Raw genomic sequence first — 18742 nt, 5'->3', positions numbered from 1 at the left:
TAACCGATTAATCCCTGGCCTGATCGACGAACTCGTAGATCTCGGCCATATCAACCCCGGGAAAACGGCCAGGAGGGAGGGCCGCCAGGACGTGGGTACGGGCTTTCGGCGATGGCCAAACGGCCCCTTCCCAACGGGCGCTGAGGTCGGCTGGTGGCCGTCGGCAGCACTCACCATCGGGGCACTTTGAAACCGAGTGATGGTCGGTGTTACGGCCCCGGAAGTATTGCGCGTCATCGAAGGTCGTCCCGATCGTGATGGCGTGACTCGGCTCCCGATCGGCCTCGATATGGGTGCCGCACCAGAAGGTTCCCTGGTCTGTGTCGGTGTACTGATAATGGATGGCGAACTTGTCTGGCGAACGGAACGCCATACGAGTTCCCCACTGGCGACACAGCCGTTGGCCTTCGATGGCGCCGTCGGCATCAGCCGGGAACGGCACCCCGTTGTTCGAATACGCTTTCCAGATGATGCCGTCCCCGTCGGATCGCACGAGATGGATGCGCAGGTCGAGTCGCTCGGTGATGAGGTTCGTTAGTCGGTGTCCGGCCATCTCGTAGCTGACATAGAAGCGCTCTTTGAGATCCTCAACCGACAGGTCGCGGTCCTTTTTGGCTGAGCGAAGAAACGGTACGGCCGCTTCCTCCGGGATGAGAACCGCTGACGCGAAGTAGGCGGCTTCGGTGCGCTGGCGTAGAAAGTCCGAATATGAGGTGGGATCGTGGTGGTCAAGGGCGAAATGGCCGAGTGTCCTGAGGATGACCGATCGAGCAGCCCTGGTACGGAGCTCATTTCGTTGGGGGATGAAGATCCGACCGTTCGTCTGATCGGCGATCGATCGGACTGCGCTGGGGAATTCTCGAACCTGGTGAATGCTGAAGCCGAAGTGCTGGGCGAGCTTGAAGAGTTCCCGTTGCGACAGTGCCCCGGCGCCGGTGTATCCCGATGCCTCGAGAGCTGAAACGGCAATTCGCTCGATGTCGGGGTAGTAGTTGCCCTTTGCAGCCGCCGCCTGACGGAGCGCAACGTTCGCCATGCGGGCCTCTTCGGGGGTGGCGACCGCCGATTGGGATCGTCGCTTGACCTCTTCGTAGAGGCCGACGATGTGCTCGAGTGCCGCGTCGGGAAGGCGAGTTGTTGCCTTGAGGTGGGAAAGGCCCAGCTCTCCATATACGGGTTCGGTCTGGTAGCGCTCCAGTAGGACCTCCAGCTGAGCGCGGCGGTTGGGAAGTTCATCGGACATCATCTCGGCCGGGCTGACGTTGAGGTTCCTGGCCAATTCGCTGATGAGGGAGAGTTTGGGCTCGCGTTTGCCGTTCTCGACCATCGACAGATAGGGGGCTGGTTTGCCGACGAGCGTACCGAGTTCGTCAAGGGTGAGGTTGGCTCGTTTTCGAAAGAACCGCAGTCTCTGACCGAATACCAGGGTGTCCACAATCATCAACTCCGCTCACTTTTGATAATTAACGTCTTTCTTGTCAGCCCAGAATACGGCTTTTTCGGGAAAATTGCGACAAGATCGTCGTAATTGCTCAACCAGAGGAACGCATTATGGATGTCAGAGGACCCATCGAAGGCCGAGTCAGCGACATTTTGTCGTACGAAGCGGTGGCCTTTCTTGAGGATCTGCACCGTCGGTTCAACCCCCGTCGACTCGAACTGCTGGTCGATCGCTCCGATCGACAGCGGCAGATCGACGCCGGCGTGTTACCCGACTTTCTGGCCGAGACGGCCGCCATCAGAAGCGGTGACTGGCAGGTGGCGGTGCCCCCGGCGGATCTGATGGACCGGCGGGTCGAGATCACCGGCCCGGTCGAACGGAAGATGATGATCAACGCCCTCAACTCGGGCGCCAAGACCTTCATGGCCGATTTTGAAGACTCGAATACACCGTCGTGGGACAACTTGATGCAGGGCCAGGTCAATGTTTACGACGCCGTCCGGCACACGATTCGTCTCACGGCCGAGGGCGGCAAGGTGTATCAACTCGATGAACGGACGGCGACGCTGCTCATCCGTCCGCGAGGATGGCACCTCGACGAAGGCCACCTGTTCGTCGATGGTGAACCGATGTCGGGGTCGCTCGTCGACGCCGGTTTGTACCTATTTCACAATGCTGCCGAATCCCTTGCACGAGGCTCCGGCCCGTACTTCTATTTGCCGAAGCTCGAAAATCACCTTGAGGCACGCCTGTGGAACGACGTGTTTGTCTTTGCGCAACAAGAGCTTGGTATCGCCCGGGGTTCGATTCGAGCCACGGTCCTCATCGAAACGGTGCTGGCCGCCTTTGAAATGGATGAGATCCTCTACGAACTTCGTGATCATTCCGCGGGACTCAACGCCGGTCGTTGGGACTACATATTCTCGGTCATCAAGAAGTTCCGCAACGATCCGAGCCGACTCCTCCCGGATCGGTCACAGATCAGCATGATGGTCCCGTTCATGCGCTCGTACACCGAACTGCTGGTCCAGACCTGTCACAAGCGGGGAGCCCACGCCATGGGTGGAATGTCGGCCTTCATACCGAATCGGCTCGACCCTGACGTCACCGAAATGGCGTTGGCCAAGGTGTCCGAAGACAAGCGCCGCGAAGCCGGAGATGGATTCGATGGGACCTGGGTTGCTCATCCCGGCCTTGTGGGAGTTGCTCAAGCCGAATTCGATGCGGTCCTCGGGAGCCGTCCCAACCAGATCGACCGGCAACGCCCCGATGTCTCGGTGCAGGCTGCAGACCTGCTCGATACGAGCGTTTCCGGTGGGACCATCACCCTCGGGGGGATTCGCACCAATGTGAACGTCGGCATTCTGTACCTGGAGTCGTGGCTCTCAGGCAACGGAGCAGCCGCCCTCTACAACCTGATGGAGGATGCGGCCACCGCTGAAATCTCCCGCTCACAAATCTGGCAGTGGGTACACACCGGTGCTCAAACCAACGATGGGCGGTCGATTACTCCCGAGTTGGTGCGGGCCATCGCCGATGAAGAGATGAGGGCCATCGCCGGCTTGGTAGGGATGGATCGTTTCGCTGACGGCCGGTTCGACGAAGCACGCGCCATCTTCGAGGACGTGGCCCTCAGTGACGATTTTGAAGACTTTTTGACCATTTCGGCCTACCAACAACTGACCAACGAAAAGGAACCAGCATGAGCATCGACGAACGCATCGCCGAGGAAGGGGCCGCCCTCCAACACGATTGGGATACCAATCCCCGGTGGAAGGGTGTCCAGCGTGACTACACCGCCGAGGACGTGATTCGTTTGCGCGGCTCGATCCGCAAGGACCATGTGTTGGCTCGTTCTGGCTCGCAACGGTTGTGGGATCTCTTGGAAACTCGACCATACGTCAACAGTTTGGGGGCGCTGTCCGGCGGTCAAGCCGTTCAGATGGTCAAGGCGGGCCTCGAGGCGATTTATCTTTCGGGGTGGCAGGTGGCCGGTGACGCCAATCTGGCCGGTGAGGTCTATCCCGATCAATCCCTGTACCCGGCCAACTCGGCCCCTCAGCTGGTGCGTCGCATCAACAACGCTCTCGAACGGGCCGATCAGGTCGCCTGGATGGAGGGCGACCAATCCACCCACTGGAACGTGCCGATCATGGCCGATGGCGAAGCTGGTTTTGGTGGTGCGCTCAACGTGTTTGAACTCACGAAGAACTTTATTGCGGCTGGGGCAGCCGGGGTTCACTTCGAAGATCAACTGGCCTCCGAGAAGAAGTGCGGTCATATGGGTGGCAAGGTTTTGGTGCCCACCTCCCAACACCTCCGAACCCTGACCGCGGCCAGGCTGGCCGCCGATGTCATGGATGTTCCCTTGCTGGTCGTTGCGAGAACCGACTCGCTGGCGGCGACCTTGCTCACGTCTGATATCGATGAGCGTGATCGCCCGTTCGTTACCGGGGAACGCAGTATCGAGGGGTTCTATCACGTCCGCAACGGCATGGAGTCATCGATCGCCAGAGCTCTGGCGTATGCTCCGTACTGCGATCTCATTTGGTGCGAAACGGGCAAACCCGACCTCGAAGAGGCTCGAACGTTCGCCGAAGCTATTCATGCCGAGTATCCCGGCAAGAAGCTCGCATACAACTGCTCTCCGTCATTCAACTGGAGCGCCCATCTCGACGATGCGACCATCGCGGTCTTCCAGAAGGAACTCGGGGCGCTTGGTTATGCCTTCCAGTTCATCACCCTGGCCGGGTTTCATGCTCTCAACGCCACGATGTTCGATCTTGCCAAGGGCTATGCCTCCGACGGGATGACCTCATACGTCAAACTTCAGGAACACGAGTTCGCGATGGAATCCGACGGCTACACCGCTACCAAGCATCAACGCGAGGTGGGGGCGGGGTATTTCGACCTTGTTGCGAATACGATTTCGGGCGGCCAGGCGTCAACGTTGGCGTTGGTTGGGTCGACCGAAGAAGAGCAGTTTTAACCGCCAGGATGAGGGCGGGCCTCTCCCGTATGGTGAAGAGGCACGCCGATCGGTATGCTTCGCCAAAGGAGGGATACAGTCATGAGCAACATCGTCCACGTCGTCGGTACCGGAACGATCGGTGAGCCACTGATCGGCTTACTGGCCAATTACCGGGAAGCCTTTGGAATTGATGAGGTGACGTTCCATAAACGGACGCCGATGATCGAAGAACGGCCCAAGGTTGCCGACCTCGAACGTCGTGGCGCAATTCTGGCGACCAATGACGATCGTCGTGCCAGTTTCGAAGCCCTCGGGCATTCACCGAAGTTTTCTGCTCAAGAGGCGATTGAACGAGCCTCCGTTGTCATTGACTGCACTCCGGCCGGCCTGACTAACAAAGAGAAGTTCTATAACGCCGCGCCCGGCCCACTTGGCTTCATGGCGCAGGGGTCCGAATTCGGATTTGGAAAGATGTATGCCCGCGGTGTGAACGATGAGGCGCTCGATCAGGGCAGCGATCGTTTCTTGCAGGTGGTTTCCTGTAACACACACAACATTTCGGCTCTCGTGAAGACCGTTGCGATGGACGGTGCCGAATCACGCCTTGAGAACGGTCGGTTTGTGCTGCTCCGGCGCGCCAATGACATCAGTCAGGATGGCTCGTTTGTCCCTGCCCCGACCACCGGTTCGCACGGGGACGAGCAGTTCGGTACCCATCATGCCCGCGACGCTCACCACCTGTTCTCCACGCTTGGCTATGACCTTCCCTTGTTCTCTTCGGCGATGAAGTTGCCCACTCAGTACATGCATTCGATGTGGTTCAGTCTCACCCTCGATCGTGAGATCGGCCTTGATGAGGTCATTGACCGGTTCACCGACAATCCACGCATCGCCTTGACCCACCATCAGTCCGCCAACAGCGTCTTCTCATTCGGACGCGACCACGGCTACTTCGGACGAATCTTGAATCAGGCGGTTATTCCTCGCCAGAGCATCACGGTGCGTGATGGCCACGAGGTCATCGGGTTTTGCTACACGCCTCAGGATGGCAACTCACTGCTGTCTTCGATCGCCGCGACGCTCTGGTATCTGCATCCCGACGGCTTCGAAGACCGGATCGACGTTCTGCGTCCGTACCTGTTCAGCGAGGTCTAGTTCGCGCCGGGCGAATCGGCGCTCGGGTGAGCGTCTCGATTACCGCGGCCTGAAACTGGCGCCGGGCGTTGCCGGTCGGTAGTTCTGATCCGTCGACGATGCGGTGGGCCAACCAGTGACATTTGCCTGGTCCATGCATGTCATACTCTGGACATGTTCGCACTGGCCCGATACACGGGACCCGTCCTGATACTCATCGGAGGGATCTGGTTTGCCCAGGGGGTTGGGTGGCTTCCCGGAAGCTTCATGACCGGATCGACCTTCTGGACGGTCGTGGGGTCGGTGAGCGTCGTGGTAGGCGGTTGGCTGTCGTCGCTCGGCTGGCGAACCACCAGCCGGAAATCACGGTCTTGGTGACCTGGCAGAGACGTCGTACGGGCCTGTTTTGACGGTCGGTGCGCTAGCGTGCCTGGGATGGATGGTCACAAGCAACGCCAAGCGCTGACCGCTGCCGAGCGTTCGATCGCGCATTTGGTGGCCGGCAAACCCGAAGAAGCGGAACGGGCCGCTCGGCGCGCCGGTGAACTCGATCAGATCGGGAGTTTCTCGAACCTCGTCACGGCGGTTGGCGCGGCCGCCGCAGACGTCCGCGACGCTGGTCGGGTACGAGCCGACCACGTCGAGAACTTGTTGGTCGCGGTCGGAGCCGGTCCGTTGGCCGAGCTGGTTCAACAACTTAGATGAGCGACTACCACCTTCATCTGGCCCCCCATCAGGTCATGGCCGAGCCGGTCATATTCACGGCCGATCTGGTTGAAGAATATGTCGAAGCTGCTGCCCTCCGGGGTATCACCGAGATCGCCATCACCGAGCACGTGTACCGGTGCAAAGAAGCGCTGCCGATTCTCGGGGAGTTCTGGGACGACCCCACCATCCCCGCCGGGATCGCCGCCTACACCGCAGGATTTGTGCAGGCCGAGTGCAACTTTCGCCTCGACAACTATGTCGAAGCGGTCATGGCCGCCAAAGATCGTGGTTTGCCGGTAAAAATCGGACTGGAAGTGGACTTCTTCCCCGAGTCCATCGAAGGCATCATGGATCTCATCGAGGGATACCCGTTTGATGTGCTCGTTGGCTCGGTCCACTGGGTGGGCGGTTGGGCGGTCGACTCGCTGCAAACCCAGTCGGAGTTTGATCGGCGTGGGTTGCTTGAAGCGTATGACCAATACGCCTCGGTCGTAGCCCAGATGGCCGGATTGGGATCTCTCGACATCATCGGTCATGTCGATGTTCCGAAACGGTACGGTCGGTCGCTTCCGTCCGAACACGGCGAAATCTTTCAACCGGTCGTCGAAGCGGCCGCCCGCACCGGGATGGCAGTTGAGATCAACTCGAAGGGACTTACCAAGCCGATCGCCGAGATGTATCCGTCTCAATGGCTCCTGGCCCGTTTTCAGGCGGCCGGGGTTCCGGTTACGTTATCGTCTGATGCGCACCGACCGGCTGATGCCGGATGGGGCATCGATCGGGCGGCCGCGCTGGCTCGTGATGTTGGATACGTCACCTACCGTCGATTTGATGCACGGGTCGGATACGACGTAGCGTTGCCTGAACTCAAGGAGGGTTGATATGCACGGACTTTTGTTGTGGATTCACATTTTGGCGGCAGCCGTATGGATAGGCGCGGCCACGGCGGTGGTCTACCTGGCGCCGAGTATGGCCCAGAACGCCATCACCGGTCAGGTATTCGCCACCGAATGGGTGGCGATGGGTCGCAAGCTCTTCACTCCGGCCGCCATCGTTTCGTTGGCTACTGGCATCGGCCTCGTCGTCGACGGTACGACCAGCTTCTCTGCCGGCTTTGTATCGATTGGGTTCTTGATGGTCATCGTTGGGGCAGCGGTAGGTATCAGGGTCAACGCCCCGGCCGGCCGACAAATTGCCGCTGCCCATGAGTCAGGTGCCGAGACTGCTGCCCTGTACGCTCGCGTTCGAATGATCGGTCTTGTCGAGTTGGCACTGCTGGCCTTCACGGTGTATGCCATGGCGACCAAATTGGGCGCATGATCGTCGAGGTGGTGGCGGTCGGTACCGAGCTGCTACTCGGGCAGATCGTCAACTCCAACGCAGCGTTTCTCGGACACCAGTTCGCCGAGAACGGATTCGATTCGCATTTCCAGGTGGTCGTTGGGGACAACTTCGATCGTATGGTCGAGACCTTCCGTACGGCTATCGACCGGGCCGACGCCGTAGTGATCACCGGCGGAATCGGCCCTACCCAGGACGACGTCACTAGGGAAGCCATCGCGGTGGCAACCGGTCGCAAGATGATTCGGGACGAGGAATATGCCCTGGCCATGCGGACCCGGTGGGAGAGCCTCGGCCGGGTAATGCCAGAGAACAACCTTCGCCAGGCTGACCGGCCCGAGGGGGCTGAACCGCTTCCCAATTCGGCAGGGACCGCCCCGGGGTTGGCCCTTGAGCACCAGGGAACCTGGATCTTTGCCGTGCCGGGAGTCCCCGCCGAGATGGAACTGCTGATAACCGGGCACGTGATACCCCGGCTGCGCCGGGCCGCCGGTGACTCGGTCGTACTCGTGTCGCGGGTTATTCGCACCTGGGGGCGTTCGGAATCCCAGGTCGCTGAGATGCTCGATGACCTCTTCCAGGCGAGCGTCAACCCCTCTGTGGCCTTTTTGGCTTCGGCCGGCGAAATCAAAGTTCGGGTGACCGCCAAGGCGGAAACCGAGGCCGAGGCCGAGTTGTTGATCGCTCCGGTTGAAGCTGCCATTCGTGATCGGCTGGGCTCAACGGTCTTCGGTACCGATCGGGACACCATCTACCGGGTGGTTCAGGCCATGTTGATGCAGAAGGGGTGGACGATCGCTACGGCGGAGTCCGCCACGGCCGGACTTGTGTCGGCAGCCCTCACCAGAACCCCCGGATCGTCTGCGGTTGTCGCAGGTGGCATCACCGCCTACACGATCGATGCCAAGGCGCAGCTGCTCGGGGTGTCCAGGGACCTCATGGCATCCGAAGGAGTGGTTTCGGAGCCGACCGCGCTGGCGATGGCTGAGGGAGCGCGGTCCCGGTTCGGGACAGATGTCGGCGTGGCAGTGACCGGAGAAGCCGGCCCGGATCCTGCCGAGAAGGACACCGGGACGATGGTGATCGCGGTGGTAACTCCCGAGGGACGAAGAGCACGAACGCTCCGTCTCCCGGGGGATCGTGAACGGGTCCGAACCTACGCCACAACCGCCGCCCTGCACCTTGTTCGATTGGCGGTCGCGGGGGAGTGGTGGGGTCCGTAGGTCGGGTGTTTGTGGCGGTCGGGTTGTCCGATGACAACCGCCATGCCCTGGCGGCCTACCTGGGGGAGGTGTTGGAACCGCTGCCCGGCAAGCCGGTGCCCCCGGCGAATTGGCATCTTACGATCAGGTATATGGGAGACATGGCGGAGTTGGCCTACGACCGGTTTCTGAATGCTCTCGACGAGGTTGAAAAGCCGGTTCCGTTCCGGATGTCCTTTTCGGGTCTCGGGGCATTTCCCAAACCGACCAAGGCGACGGTCTTGTGGCTCGGGATCGCCCGCGGAGAGGACGAGCTTATGGCCCTTGGTGGGGCAGCCGAAATGGCGGCCGTCGAGGTTGGGCTCCCTGGTGAAGACCGACCGTTCCAGCCCCACCTCACCCTGACCCGCATCCAGCCGCCGCGAAATGTGTGGCCGTGGCTCGCCGATGTGCCGGAACCGCCCATCAAGATCGCGGTCACCGGGGTGGGCCTCTATCGGAGTCATCTGGGTGGGGCAACCCCGGTGTATGAACTGCTCGATACGATCGATCTGTGATCCAAAAGAAAATCCACCACATCGAACGTCTGTTCGTGTAATGTTCGATTCACAAATTTGTCACACCCAAAACGTACCGTAGTCATCACGGGGCCCAGGTCCGATCGATCCAGGTTCAATCCGACAGACTTCTAAGGAGCAACATGACCGAGAGAGACAAAGCAATCGAAATGGCCATGAGCCAGATCGACCGGCAATTTGGTAAGGGCGCCATCATGAGGATGGGCGACAAGGCCATCCAGCAGATCGACACTATTTCGACCGGAGCGCTCTCTATCGACCTGGCCCTGGGTATTGGTGGGGTTCCTCGTGGACGGGTAGTCGAGATCTACGGCCCCGAGTCGAGCGGTAAGACAACCCTGGCACTTCATATTGTGGCCGAAGCCCAACGGAACGGTGGCTTGGCAGCCTTTATCGACGCCGAGCATGCCCTTGATCCCATCTACGCTCGCGCGCTGGGCGTCGATGTCGACGAGCTGCTCATCTCCCAGCCCGATACCGGCGAGCAGGCCCTTGAGATCACCGACACGCTGGTCCGGTCGGGGGCCCTTGACGTCGTGGTGATCGACTCGGTGGCGGCGCTCGTTCCCCGTGCCGAAATCGAAGGCGAAATGGGTGACTCCCATATGGGCCTGCAGGCCCGCCTCATGTCGCAAGCCTTACGGAAACTGACCGGCAACCTCCATAAGAGCCAGACGACCTGCATCTTCATCAACCAGCTTCGAGAGAAGATTGGCGTCATGTTCGGTTCGCCGGAGACCACTCCAGGAGGTCGAGCGCTCAAGTTCTACTCGTCGATCCGCATCGATGTCCGTCGTATTGAGACCATCAAAGACGGTCAATTGGGTATCGGTAACCGGGTCCGGGCCAAGATTGTCAAGAATAAATTGGCTCCACCCTTCCGCCTCGCCGAGTTCGACATCATGTTCGGAGAGGGCATTTCGCGTGAAGGAAGCCTCATAGACGTGGCTGTCGAGCAGGGAATTTGCAAGAAGAGTGGTGCCTGGTACAGCTTTGATGGTGACCAGATCGGACAGGGTCGAGAGGCAGCCAAGCGCTTCTTGCGAGAGAATCCGGAAATCGCCATGCAACTCCAAGATCGGGTGCTTCAAGCGGTAGGTCTGACAGGTGCCGATGCTGAAGGAGAACCTGAGGCAGCCACTCCACCCGAAGAAACGACGGTCTCTGCCGAAGAACCGTCCGCTGAGTAGGTCACCGGCGCAATTCAGGCGATCGCGGGCGAGACCACAAAAGATCTCCCCCGCGATCGCTTTCCAGCGGTTACGATGAGGCTCGGAATACAACATTTTGAACCGCAACCGTAGTACTACTGACCAACAGACATATCCGGCATCGAGGGGGTTCGGGGTAACCCGTTTATCGGGGTTAAACCGTTTAACTGACGTTGTCAGGTTGGTAGCGCTGCCGAAAGGCAGATCACATGGATACTCCAACGACCGCCATCATTATCGGCGCTTCGACGGCGATAGTTGCCGGGCTTATCGGCTACTTGTTCGCCCTGATCAGGCGCCGCTCAGAAGGATCCTCGGAGAGCTCTGAAAGTCTCATTGCCGAAGCGCGTCTTGAGGCCCAACGGACTCTGTCGGCCGCCGAGCAAGAAGCAAGGGCCAAGGCCGAGGCCTATCGCGACCGCGAAGATGTAACGCTCGAGCAGCGTCGGATCGAAGCCAAATCGTCCGAGGATCGGCTTGCCCAACGCGAACAGACACTTGAGCAACGAGCCACGAACCTTGCCCAACGTGAGCAGATGCTCATTAGCCGTGAGGAAGAGATCACCCAGGTTCGCGGCGAGGCGGAACGCCTTCGTGAAGACGCCCGCCACCACCTGGAACGCCTGGCCGGCTTCGATGCGCAACTCGCCAAGACCGAACTGCTTGCTCAGGTCGAAGACGAAGCCCGGCGCGAGGCGATGATTCTCGTGCGCGACATGGAGACCAAGGCCCGGGAAGAGGCCGATCGTCGAGCCAAGCGAATTCTCACGACTGCTGTTCAACGCCTCGCCTCCGATGTGGTCGCCGAGACCACCACGTCGGTTGTGGCACTCCCCACCGATGACATGAAAGGGCGGATCATCGGCCGGGACGGTCGTAACATCCGATCCTTCGAATCGATCACCGGTGTCAACCTCGTGGTCGATGACACACCCGAGGCAGTTTCGGTGTCGTCCTTCGATCCGGTCAGGCGTGAGATTGCCCGACATACCCTGGAGATGTTGGTAGAAGATGGCCGGATCCACCCGGCATCGATCGAACAGTTCTTCGAAAAAGCTTCTGCGTTGATTGAACAAAGCATCCGCGACGCTGGCGAGTGGGCACTGCTCGACGTGGGGATCTCAAGAATGCACCCGGAGCTTGTCACCCTGCTTGGTCGCCTCCAGTATCGGACTTCGTACGGTCAGAACGTCCTGAAACATTCGGTAGAGGCCGCTCACGTGTCGGCGATGCTCGCCGCTGAGATCGGCGTTGATCCGATCACGACGAAGCGCTCGGCGTTGCTACATGACATCGGCAAATCGGTCACCCACGAAGTCGAGGGCTCGCATGCGTTGATCGGAGCCGAGATTGCTCGGCGGTTTGGTGAGGACCCGGCGATCGTCCACGGGATTGAGGCCCATCACAATGAGGTCGAGCCCCGTACGCTGCTCGCCATTCTGGTTCAGGCGGCCGATGCCGTGTCGGCGGCCCGACCGGGCGCCCGTCGAGAGACGCTCGAGTCGTATGTCCGGAGGCTGGAACGCCTTGAGACGATTGCGATGGCCTTCGAGGGAGTCGAGAAGGTCTACGCCATGCAGGCGGGCCGTGAGATACGGGTCGTTGTGGACCCGGGCGTGCTGGATGATCTATTGGCCGGCGATCTCGCTCGCAAGATCTCGCGGCGCTTCGAGTCTGATCTTGAGTATCCCGGTCAGATCCAGGTCACCGTTATTCGGGAGTTCCGGGTAACCGACTACGCTCGCTAGCCCGATGAGCGAAATCTTGCTTCCCAATCCGCGCGTCAGAGAGCGCCGCATCCCCACACGGGTGGGCCAAACCTATTTTGTGCGCACGTTCGGATGTCAGATGAATGAGCACGATTCGGAACGGATTTCCGGACTGTTCGAGGCCGATGGCATGACGAAGGCGCCGAGCGTCGAAGAGGCCGACGTGGTATTCATCAACACCTGCACCATCCGCGAAAACGCCGATAACAAGCTGTACGGGACTCTCGGCAGTCTGGCCCATCTCAAAGATGACGCCCCCCATCGGGCCCTGATCGTCGGTGGCTGTGCCGCCCAGAAAGATCGCGAGGTGGTTCGGGAGCGGGCTCCGTGGGTCGATGTGGTCCTCGGCACCCACAATCTCGACCGGGTGGTCGACCTGCTCGACCAGGCCCAACAGTGGGGCCCGATCACCGAGATCGTCGATGAGTTACAGGAGATGCCGTCGTCGCTGCCGGTACGACGCGAAGTCGATCATTCTGCCTGGGTGACCATTCAGATTGGATGCAACAACACCTGCACATTCTGTATCGTTCCGGCCGTTCGAGGAATCGAGATTTCCCGTCGACCTGGCGACATCATCCGGGAAGTGACCCAACTGGCGGCCGATGGGGTAGTGGAGGTGACCCTGCTTGGTCAAAACGTCAATACCTATGGTCGCGATCTGGCGATTGACGGCAAGCGTCGGCCGATATTTGCCGATCTCCTGCGGAGAGTCGGGGAAGTCGACGGTATCAGGCGAGTTCGATACACGAGTCCACATCCGGCTGATTTCAATGAGGACGTTGCCATCGCAATGGCCGAAACCGTCGCGGTGTGTGAGCAGCTTCATCTGCCCCTCCAGTCGGGGAGTGACCGGATCCTCGCCAGAATGCACCGCGGATACAACCGGGAGCGGTTCATGGATCGACTCCGTCTTGCTCGCCGGCATCTGCCAGGACTGACAGTGTCGACCGACATTATCGTCGGGTTCCCTGGCGAAACCGAAGAAGACTTCGATCTGACGCTTGGCGTGGTGCAAGAGGCGCAATTCGACTCTGCGTATACCTTCCAGTTTTCTGCAAGGCCAGGGACGGCCGCCGCTGACTATGCCGAGGACTTTGTTCCCCAAGCGATCGTGACGGAGCGGTTCAATCGGTTGATAGCCCTACAGGACTCGATTTCGTTTGCCCGCAATCAGAATGACGTTGGCAGGAGCCTGTCAGTGCTCATCGATGGACCGTCCAAACGGGATCCCGATGCGGCGACTGGACGGACTCGGGGGGGCAAGCTTGTGCATGTCGCCGGAATGTATCCGGCGGGAACGTTCGTCGACGTCGAGATCATCAAGGCCGGCAAGCACAGCCTGATCGGGAGACGGATCTGAACATTATTGCCTTGGTCGGGCCGACGGCCTCGGGCAAGTCGGATCTGGCGCTCCGGTTGGCGAGGGATACCGGTGCCTGCCTGCTTTCTGCCGATTCGATGCAGGTGTACCGGGGGATGGACATCGGGACTGCCAAGCCAACCCTGGCCGAACAGGCTGAGGTTCCCCATCATCTGATCGATCTTGTCGAACCGGAGGAGTCCTTCTCGGTGGCCGACTTCCAGAGTGCGGCCCGGGCAGTATTGGCGGACCATGGTGGCCGGCGGATCATCGTTGTGGGAGGATCAGGTCTCCACGTCCGGGCGCTTCTTGATCCCCTCGAGTTCCCTCCCCATGACCCGGCCGTCCGTCAGTTAATCGATGCCCTGCCACCTGAGGAGTCACGGGAGCGCCTTCGGGCCGCCGACTGCCACGCAGACGATGTGCTCGATTTGGCGAACCCCCGCCGCGTACAACGGGCTCTGGAGATTCTTGAGATAACCGGTCTGACCCCTTCCCAGAGGGCCGTAACGGCGGAGGCCAGGGCGGTGGCTGCTTATGAACCGCTGGTCCCGTTCGCCGGCTTTGGTATTGACGCCGCAGAAGCGCTCGGTAGCCGGGTGGCCGACCGCACCGATGTAATGGTCGAGGCTGGGTTTGTGGCAGAAGTGCGCTCGCTGGCCGGTCGTCTTGGCGCTACCGCCCGGTCGGCGACCGGATACCCGGAATTCGGTGCCTATGTAGCGGGGGAGAGCAGTCTCGATGAAGCGGTCGGCAAAACCCGGGAAGCGACGGTGGCGCTCGCCAAACGCCAGCGAACCTTCTTTCGGCGGGACCCACGCATCGTCTGGCTGGATTGGCACGATGACCCCGTGGTTCGTTACGACTCATTTCGTGCCCAACTCGATAAGCTGGGCCTATGGAATTCGTGAAGATGCACGGCCTCGGCAACGACTTTGTTGTCTTCGAAGGACCCGCTTCGTGGAGCGCCGACCAAGTCGCCGCCATTTGTAACCGCCGCACCGGGGTGGGAGCCGACGGGATTCTCATCGTCACCAACCTCGACGACAACCAGGTACGAATGGAATATTGGAATGCCGATGGGTCGGTGGCCGAGATGTGCGGGAACGGTTTACGGTGCGTTGCCCGATTCGCCATCGACAAGGGCTGGCTCGACCCGGCCGGTGGCCGGGTGCTCACAGCGGTCGGCGCTCTCGCAGTCGCGCCGGTCGGCGACGGACGGTACCGGGTACAGATTGGACAGCCGGCGGTCGGCGAAGAGTTCGGTCACGAACTGACCTTCCGTCGGGTTTCTGTTGGGAATCCTCACGCCGTGACGTTCGTGGAAGATGTCGGGGTCGCCCCGGTCGAGACTCTGGGCTCGGACCTCGAACAAGCCACCCCTGGAGGAACGAACGTCGAATTTGCTCAACCGACGGCTGCCGGGATACGGGTCAGAACCTGGGAGCGAGGAGTTGGCGAGACGAACGCCTGTGGAACGGGTGCGGTAGCTACCGCGGTGGCGGCTCGCGCGGCGGGTTTGGCGGGTGATCAGGTCACGATTCTGCTGATCGGAGGGCCGTTGGTAGTAGAGCTGGACGGGCCCGATGCGTTTATCACCGGGCCCGCCGAATACGTGTTCTCTGGTACTACGGAATTGATCTAAGGACCGAGACAACCTTTCCAAGTATCTCGACTCCCTCGGTGAATACCATCGGCTCGAGTGCGGAATTCTCCGGATGCAGGATCACCGCTCCGTTCTTGCGTTCGAGTCGCTTGATGGTCGCCTCTTCACCGTCGATGAGGGCCGCCACGATCTCTCCGTCCCGAGCGTCGTTCTGCTGGCGGACGACAACGAAGTCTCCATTGAGGATCCCGGCGTTGATCATCGATTCGCCCTTGACTTGAAGCATGAAGAGCGTGCCGGTACCCACGAGTGACTCCGGAAGGGGCATGACCTCGTCGATGTCTTCGGCGGCGAGAATCGGGCTACCGGCGGCGATCCGACCCAACAGGGGAACGGCGCGCTGTCGCCCGACCGGCATCGAAGATTCCTCATCCGAGTGTGAGGTGACTTCGATTGCCCGTGGCTTGGTCGGGTCGCGTCGCAGGAAGCCGTGCTTGACGAGTGTTGAAAGGTGACTGTGCACCGTCGACGGAGAAGACAAGCCGATGGCATCGCCGATTTCACGAACCGAAGGCGGGTACCCCCGTTCGGAGACCGTGGTCTGAATGAATTGGAGCACTTCCTTTTGCCGGGTGCTCAGCTGTTCCATGTCGCCGCTCATGCAGATCCTTTCGAACATGTGTTCCCGTCACGTTACCGCCATCGCCGACCGAATACAAACATATGTTCGACTTGACACCAAACGTACGTTCGATATAGTGAGAGCGAACACGTGTTCGGGTCTCCATCGTTACACGGTTGCGAATGGAGAGCCAAAGCGGGTGTTCGGGCTTTCAGAGCGACGGTGCACCAGCAAAGGCACCTGAACCCGGGAAGCCGGCGGACCGGTGAGATTTTGTCACACCGGGTTCGTAGGTTGTGAATCAGCCAGTCATGGATGAGCCACAGGAAGCCTCCGGCGAGTCAGGACTCGGTCCCAGAGGCAAGGTAAGGAGACAGCGATGATGACAATAGCCCAAACCCCGAATAGGCAACCGATGGTGCGTCTCATCGAGCCGATCGTCACACCGATCCGGATCAACGTGAGGCGTCTGATCGTGTTGCTGGCCGTTGTTCTCTTCGCTCTGTCTTTGATCTTTGTCGCTGGAGCTCAGGCCGGAAGCTCATTGCGCGAAACGTCAACGCACGTCGTAGGGTCAGGTGAAACGTTGTGGGATATTGCAGCGGAGTACACGGCACCTGGCGGAGACGTGCGGGCGACTCTGTACGACATTCGACAGATGAACGATCTGTCGAGCAGCTTGCTTGGTCTCGGCCAGGCGCTGACGGTACCGGGTGGTCACTGACAAACGGGGACGGAGTAACCCGCTCTGCGGCGGGTAAACAGGGGCCGGGCGGGTCGATGTGGGTAGACGCATAAGGGGCGTCTACCAGCATCGGCCCACCTCGTTAAGTAGACGATGCAATGGTCGGGTTGGTCTCGCAACGGTTCCCGGCGGTATCCTGGCCCGATGCAATGTCCATTCTGTGCATCGGCCGACACGAGGGTCATTGACTCGCGCCCAGCCGAGAACGGCTCGTCGGTGCGCCGGCGGCGTGGTTGTGACTCCTGCGAGAACCGGTTCACGACCTATGAGCGCACCGAGTCGGTACTCATGGTTCGTAAACGCAACGGGTCCTTGCAGCGGTTCGATGCCACCAAACTGCGGCACGGCCTCGAGACGGCGTTGGCCGAGCGACCCAACTCCGAGGAGATTGTCGGTGCCGTGGTCGATGACGTCATGGTGGCCGCCCGGCGTCAGGGGCCCATGGTCGATTCCGATGAGATCGGCCGGGCGGTTCTCGAGGCTCTGCGTCGTCACGACCAGGTCGCCTACCTACGGTTCGTGTCGGTCTACAAAGATTTCAAGGGTGCCGGCGATTTTGAGGCGGAGATGGCCACGCTTGAGTCGAGCGACCGCGCTTAGGGAGCCCGGTTGAGCAGATCTCCGGCGGCTTGGAGATCTGCCTCATAGGCGAGGGCCAGTTCTGCAATCTCCGTATCGAACTGGTCGTAGGCGGTGTCCCTGGCAGTGTGGTTGGCTACTACCCGTTCGATCATGTTGTTGCCGGTCGCCGCGGCGACATCGGCGTCGTTGCTGCGGAGTGCCTCCAGGTACCGGTCGATCATCGGGAGGAGGTCGGCGGCCAGTTGTTCGGTTTCGAGCCGGTGGCTCGTAAGAGAAGGATCCCGGGGAAGTCGTTCAAGGGCTCGTTCGGCGTCGCTGACCATGGTGGCGAGGTCGAAGCCGATCTGACCGCTCAGGGTCCGGTCCGCTTCGGCAGGTAGTGCCGGCAGACGGAACAGCGTATCGGATACGAGGCGGTAGGAAAGGGCGTCACCGAGTCGGCTCTCGATGAGACTCCCGCGGTCGGCAGCCGAAGATAGAACTGAGGCGACGTCGCCGTAGCCGTCCCAGGATGACAGACCCGAGGCGGCCGTTGATAGATCACGGGCCGCCCGATCGATGGTGGCGAGTAGTACGGCCGATCCCGAGAGAGATTCTGCCGGGGTATTCGGCTCGGCAAGGTATCCGCTGATAAGCGTCAGGTCGTCGACCGTGCCGGCGGCGGCCTGAATAGCTGTGCGGGCTGGGCCGATTTCAGGGCTGGTGGCCGTTTCGGTCCGAAGATTGAAGGCGACGAATACGATGAGCGCGATGGCGGCCGCGATGGCGGCGATTTGGCCCCACCGCCGGTCGGTGTTTTGGAATCTCGCAGACAAGCTGCTCGGAACCGACGTCCACGATCCTTCCAGTGCATCGAGTCCATCGGTAGCCTGCCAGAGGCGTTCGATAAGGTTTCCGGTATTCTCTCCGGCGGTCATGGCTCCGATCTCGCTCAAGCGAGGGATGGAGTCGAACAGGCCGAGTCTGGTCGGTCGGATTGACTTGAGAGCCGGTTCAGCCAGTTCCGGTTCGGCCAGCAGGATCGCCTGGCTCGGCGCGTGAGCTGTCATGACAGGCAGGAATTCTTCGTCGCTCAGCACCTCGTTGTCGCCGTCAAATCCGAACATTTCGACAAACGGCAAGTTCATCGGCCCCGGAGGAATGTGGCCGGCCTGTGGTAGTCGTCTGACGGGGGATGACGGTTTGGCTGGCCGATGTGGCCTCATGGCCGCACCTGGTGCAGACAGGTGCTCAGTGGCAGCCATGGTTGGAGCCATGGACCGGCGGAGGGCGGCGGCCGGTTCGGAGGCTTTGATCGTGTTGACCGCTTTGACCGTCGTGACGGCCAAGCGTTGCACCGGGCGCAGCGACCGCTTGCTGCGATGGCGCCCCGGGGATGAACTGAATACGACGGGCCGGATGGGGTGGCCCTGCGGGCATGATCCGTCCGTAACCGAGACTGTGGCTTTGCAGCCATTACAGTACAAGTT

At 60.6% G+C, this 18742-nt stretch carries 19 protein-coding genes; 16 read left to right on the top strand and 3 right to left on the bottom strand.

Annotation, left to right across the window (positions count from 1 at the left end):
- Positions 1 to 7: 7 nt before the first annotated feature.
- Positions 8 to 1441 (bottom strand): helix-turn-helix domain-containing protein, encoded by a 1434-nt coding sequence (locus tag JJE47_06980; protein ID MBK5267162.1) that lies wholly within the window; start codon positions 1439 to 1441, stop codon positions 8 to 10.
- 110 nt (positions 1442 to 1551) lie between these two features.
- Here JJE47_06980 and aceB point away from each other — a divergent pair, with 110 nt between their 5' ends.
- The 14 genes from aceB (at position 1552) to dapF (ending at position 15363) form a co-directional block, all read left to right on the top strand.
- The gene (gene aceB / locus JJE47_06975) at positions 1552 to 3147 is read left to right on the top strand and encodes a malate synthase A (protein MBK5267161.1); all 1596 of its coding nucleotides are present in this window, start codon (positions 1552 to 1554) and stop codon (positions 3145 to 3147) included.
- Positions 3144 to 4430: an isocitrate lyase gene (aceA, locus tag JJE47_06970; GenBank protein MBK5267160.1), complete on the top strand. Its 1287-nt coding sequence runs from the start codon at positions 3144 to 3146 to the stop codon at positions 4428 to 4430. The genes aceB and aceA overlap by 4 nt, the downstream gene beginning before the upstream one ends.
- A 54-nt stretch (positions 4431 to 4484) precedes the next feature.
- The gene (locus tag JJE47_06965) at positions 4485 to 5567 is read left to right on the top strand and encodes a hypothetical protein (GenBank protein MBK5267159.1); all 1083 of its coding nucleotides are present in this window, start codon (positions 4485 to 4487) and stop codon (positions 5565 to 5567) included.
- Between the two features lie 153 nt (positions 5568 to 5720).
- Entirely contained in the window at positions 5721 to 5924 is a 204-nt protein-coding gene (locus JJE47_06960; GenBank protein MBK5267158.1) for a hypothetical protein, read from the top strand.
- 57 nt (positions 5925 to 5981) lie between these two features.
- Positions 5982 to 6251, top strand: a complete 270-nt coding sequence (locus tag JJE47_06955) for a hypothetical protein (protein ID MBK5267157.1) — start codon at positions 5982 to 5984, stop codon at positions 6249 to 6251.
- Complete coding sequence (locus tag JJE47_06950; GenBank protein MBK5267156.1) at positions 6248 to 7135, top strand: histidinol-phosphatase; 888 nt, start codon at positions 6248 to 6250, stop codon at positions 7133 to 7135. Before JJE47_06955 ends, JJE47_06950 begins: the two co-directional genes overlap by 4 nt.
- Position 7136: 1 nt before the next feature.
- A complete protein-coding gene (locus JJE47_06945) occupies positions 7137 to 7574 on the top strand; it encodes a hypothetical protein (GenBank protein ID MBK5267155.1) in 438 nt (145 codons plus the stop codon).
- The gene (locus tag JJE47_06940; protein ID MBK5267154.1) at positions 7571 to 8818 is read left to right on the top strand and encodes a competence/damage-inducible protein A; all 1248 of its coding nucleotides are present in this window, start codon (positions 7571 to 7573) and stop codon (positions 8816 to 8818) included. Before JJE47_06945 ends, JJE47_06940 begins: the two co-directional genes overlap by 4 nt.
- The gene (gene thpR / locus JJE47_06935; protein ID MBK5267153.1) at positions 8806 to 9354 is read left to right on the top strand and encodes an RNA 2',3'-cyclic phosphodiesterase; all 549 of its coding nucleotides are present in this window, start codon (positions 8806 to 8808) and stop codon (positions 9352 to 9354) included. Before JJE47_06940 ends, thpR begins: the two co-directional genes overlap by 13 nt.
- Before the next feature lie 143 nt (positions 9355 to 9497).
- Positions 9498 to 10565: a recombinase RecA gene (gene recA / locus JJE47_06930; protein ID MBK5267152.1), complete on the top strand. Its 1068-nt coding sequence runs from the start codon at positions 9498 to 9500 to the stop codon at positions 10563 to 10565.
- A 230-nt stretch (positions 10566 to 10795) separates the two neighbouring features.
- Positions 10796 to 12334, top strand: a complete 1539-nt coding sequence (gene rny / locus JJE47_06925; protein MBK5267151.1) for a ribonuclease Y — start codon at positions 10796 to 10798, stop codon at positions 12332 to 12334.
- A gap of 4 nt (positions 12335 to 12338) precedes the next feature.
- Positions 12339 to 13718, top strand: a complete 1380-nt coding sequence (miaB, locus tag JJE47_06920) for a tRNA (N6-isopentenyl adenosine(37)-C2)-methylthiotransferase MiaB (GenBank protein ID MBK5267150.1) — start codon at positions 12339 to 12341, stop codon at positions 13716 to 13718.
- A complete protein-coding gene (miaA, locus tag JJE47_06915; GenBank protein ID MBK5267149.1) occupies positions 13715 to 14629 on the top strand; it encodes a tRNA (adenosine(37)-N6)-dimethylallyltransferase MiaA in 915 nt (304 codons plus the stop codon). Before miaB ends, miaA begins: the two co-directional genes overlap by 4 nt.
- Positions 14617 to 15363: a diaminopimelate epimerase gene (gene dapF / locus JJE47_06910; protein ID MBK5267148.1), complete on the top strand. Its 747-nt coding sequence runs from the start codon at positions 14617 to 14619 to the stop codon at positions 15361 to 15363. Before miaA ends, dapF begins: the two co-directional genes overlap by 13 nt.
- On the opposite strand, the gene lexA is transcribed toward dapF, so the two are convergent.
- The gene (lexA, locus tag JJE47_06905) at positions 15347 to 15973 is read right to left on the bottom strand and encodes a transcriptional repressor LexA (protein ID MBK5267147.1); all 627 of its coding nucleotides are present in this window, start codon (positions 15971 to 15973) and stop codon (positions 15347 to 15349) included. The genes dapF and lexA overlap by 17 nt on opposite strands.
- 352 nt (positions 15974 to 16325) lie before the next feature.
- On the opposite strand from lexA, the gene JJE47_06900 reads away from it, so the two are divergent.
- Both JJE47_06900 and nrdR read left to right on the top strand, forming a co-directional pair.
- Entirely contained in the window at positions 16326 to 16670 is a 345-nt protein-coding gene (locus tag JJE47_06900; protein MBK5267146.1) for a LysM peptidoglycan-binding domain-containing protein, read from the top strand.
- A 165-nt stretch (positions 16671 to 16835) separates the two neighbouring features.
- Positions 16836 to 17291 (top strand): transcriptional repressor NrdR, encoded by a 456-nt coding sequence (nrdR, locus tag JJE47_06895; GenBank protein MBK5267145.1) that lies wholly within the window; start codon positions 16836 to 16838, stop codon positions 17289 to 17291.
- On the opposite strand, the gene JJE47_06890 is transcribed toward nrdR, so the two are convergent.
- Entirely contained in the window at positions 17288 to 18610 is a 1323-nt protein-coding gene (locus JJE47_06890; GenBank protein ID MBK5267144.1) for a hypothetical protein, read from the bottom strand. The two genes, nrdR and JJE47_06890, sit on opposite strands and share 4 nt — an antisense overlap.
- Positions 18611 to 18742: the final 132 nt, after the last annotated feature.

This window comes from Acidimicrobiia bacterium (genome assembly GCA_016650365.1).
In the GTDB taxonomy this organism is placed as follows: domain Bacteria; phylum Actinomycetota; class Acidimicrobiia; order Spongiisociales; family JAENVV01; genus JAENVV01.
This window is presented reverse-complemented; position numbering and strand designations above follow the sequence as displayed.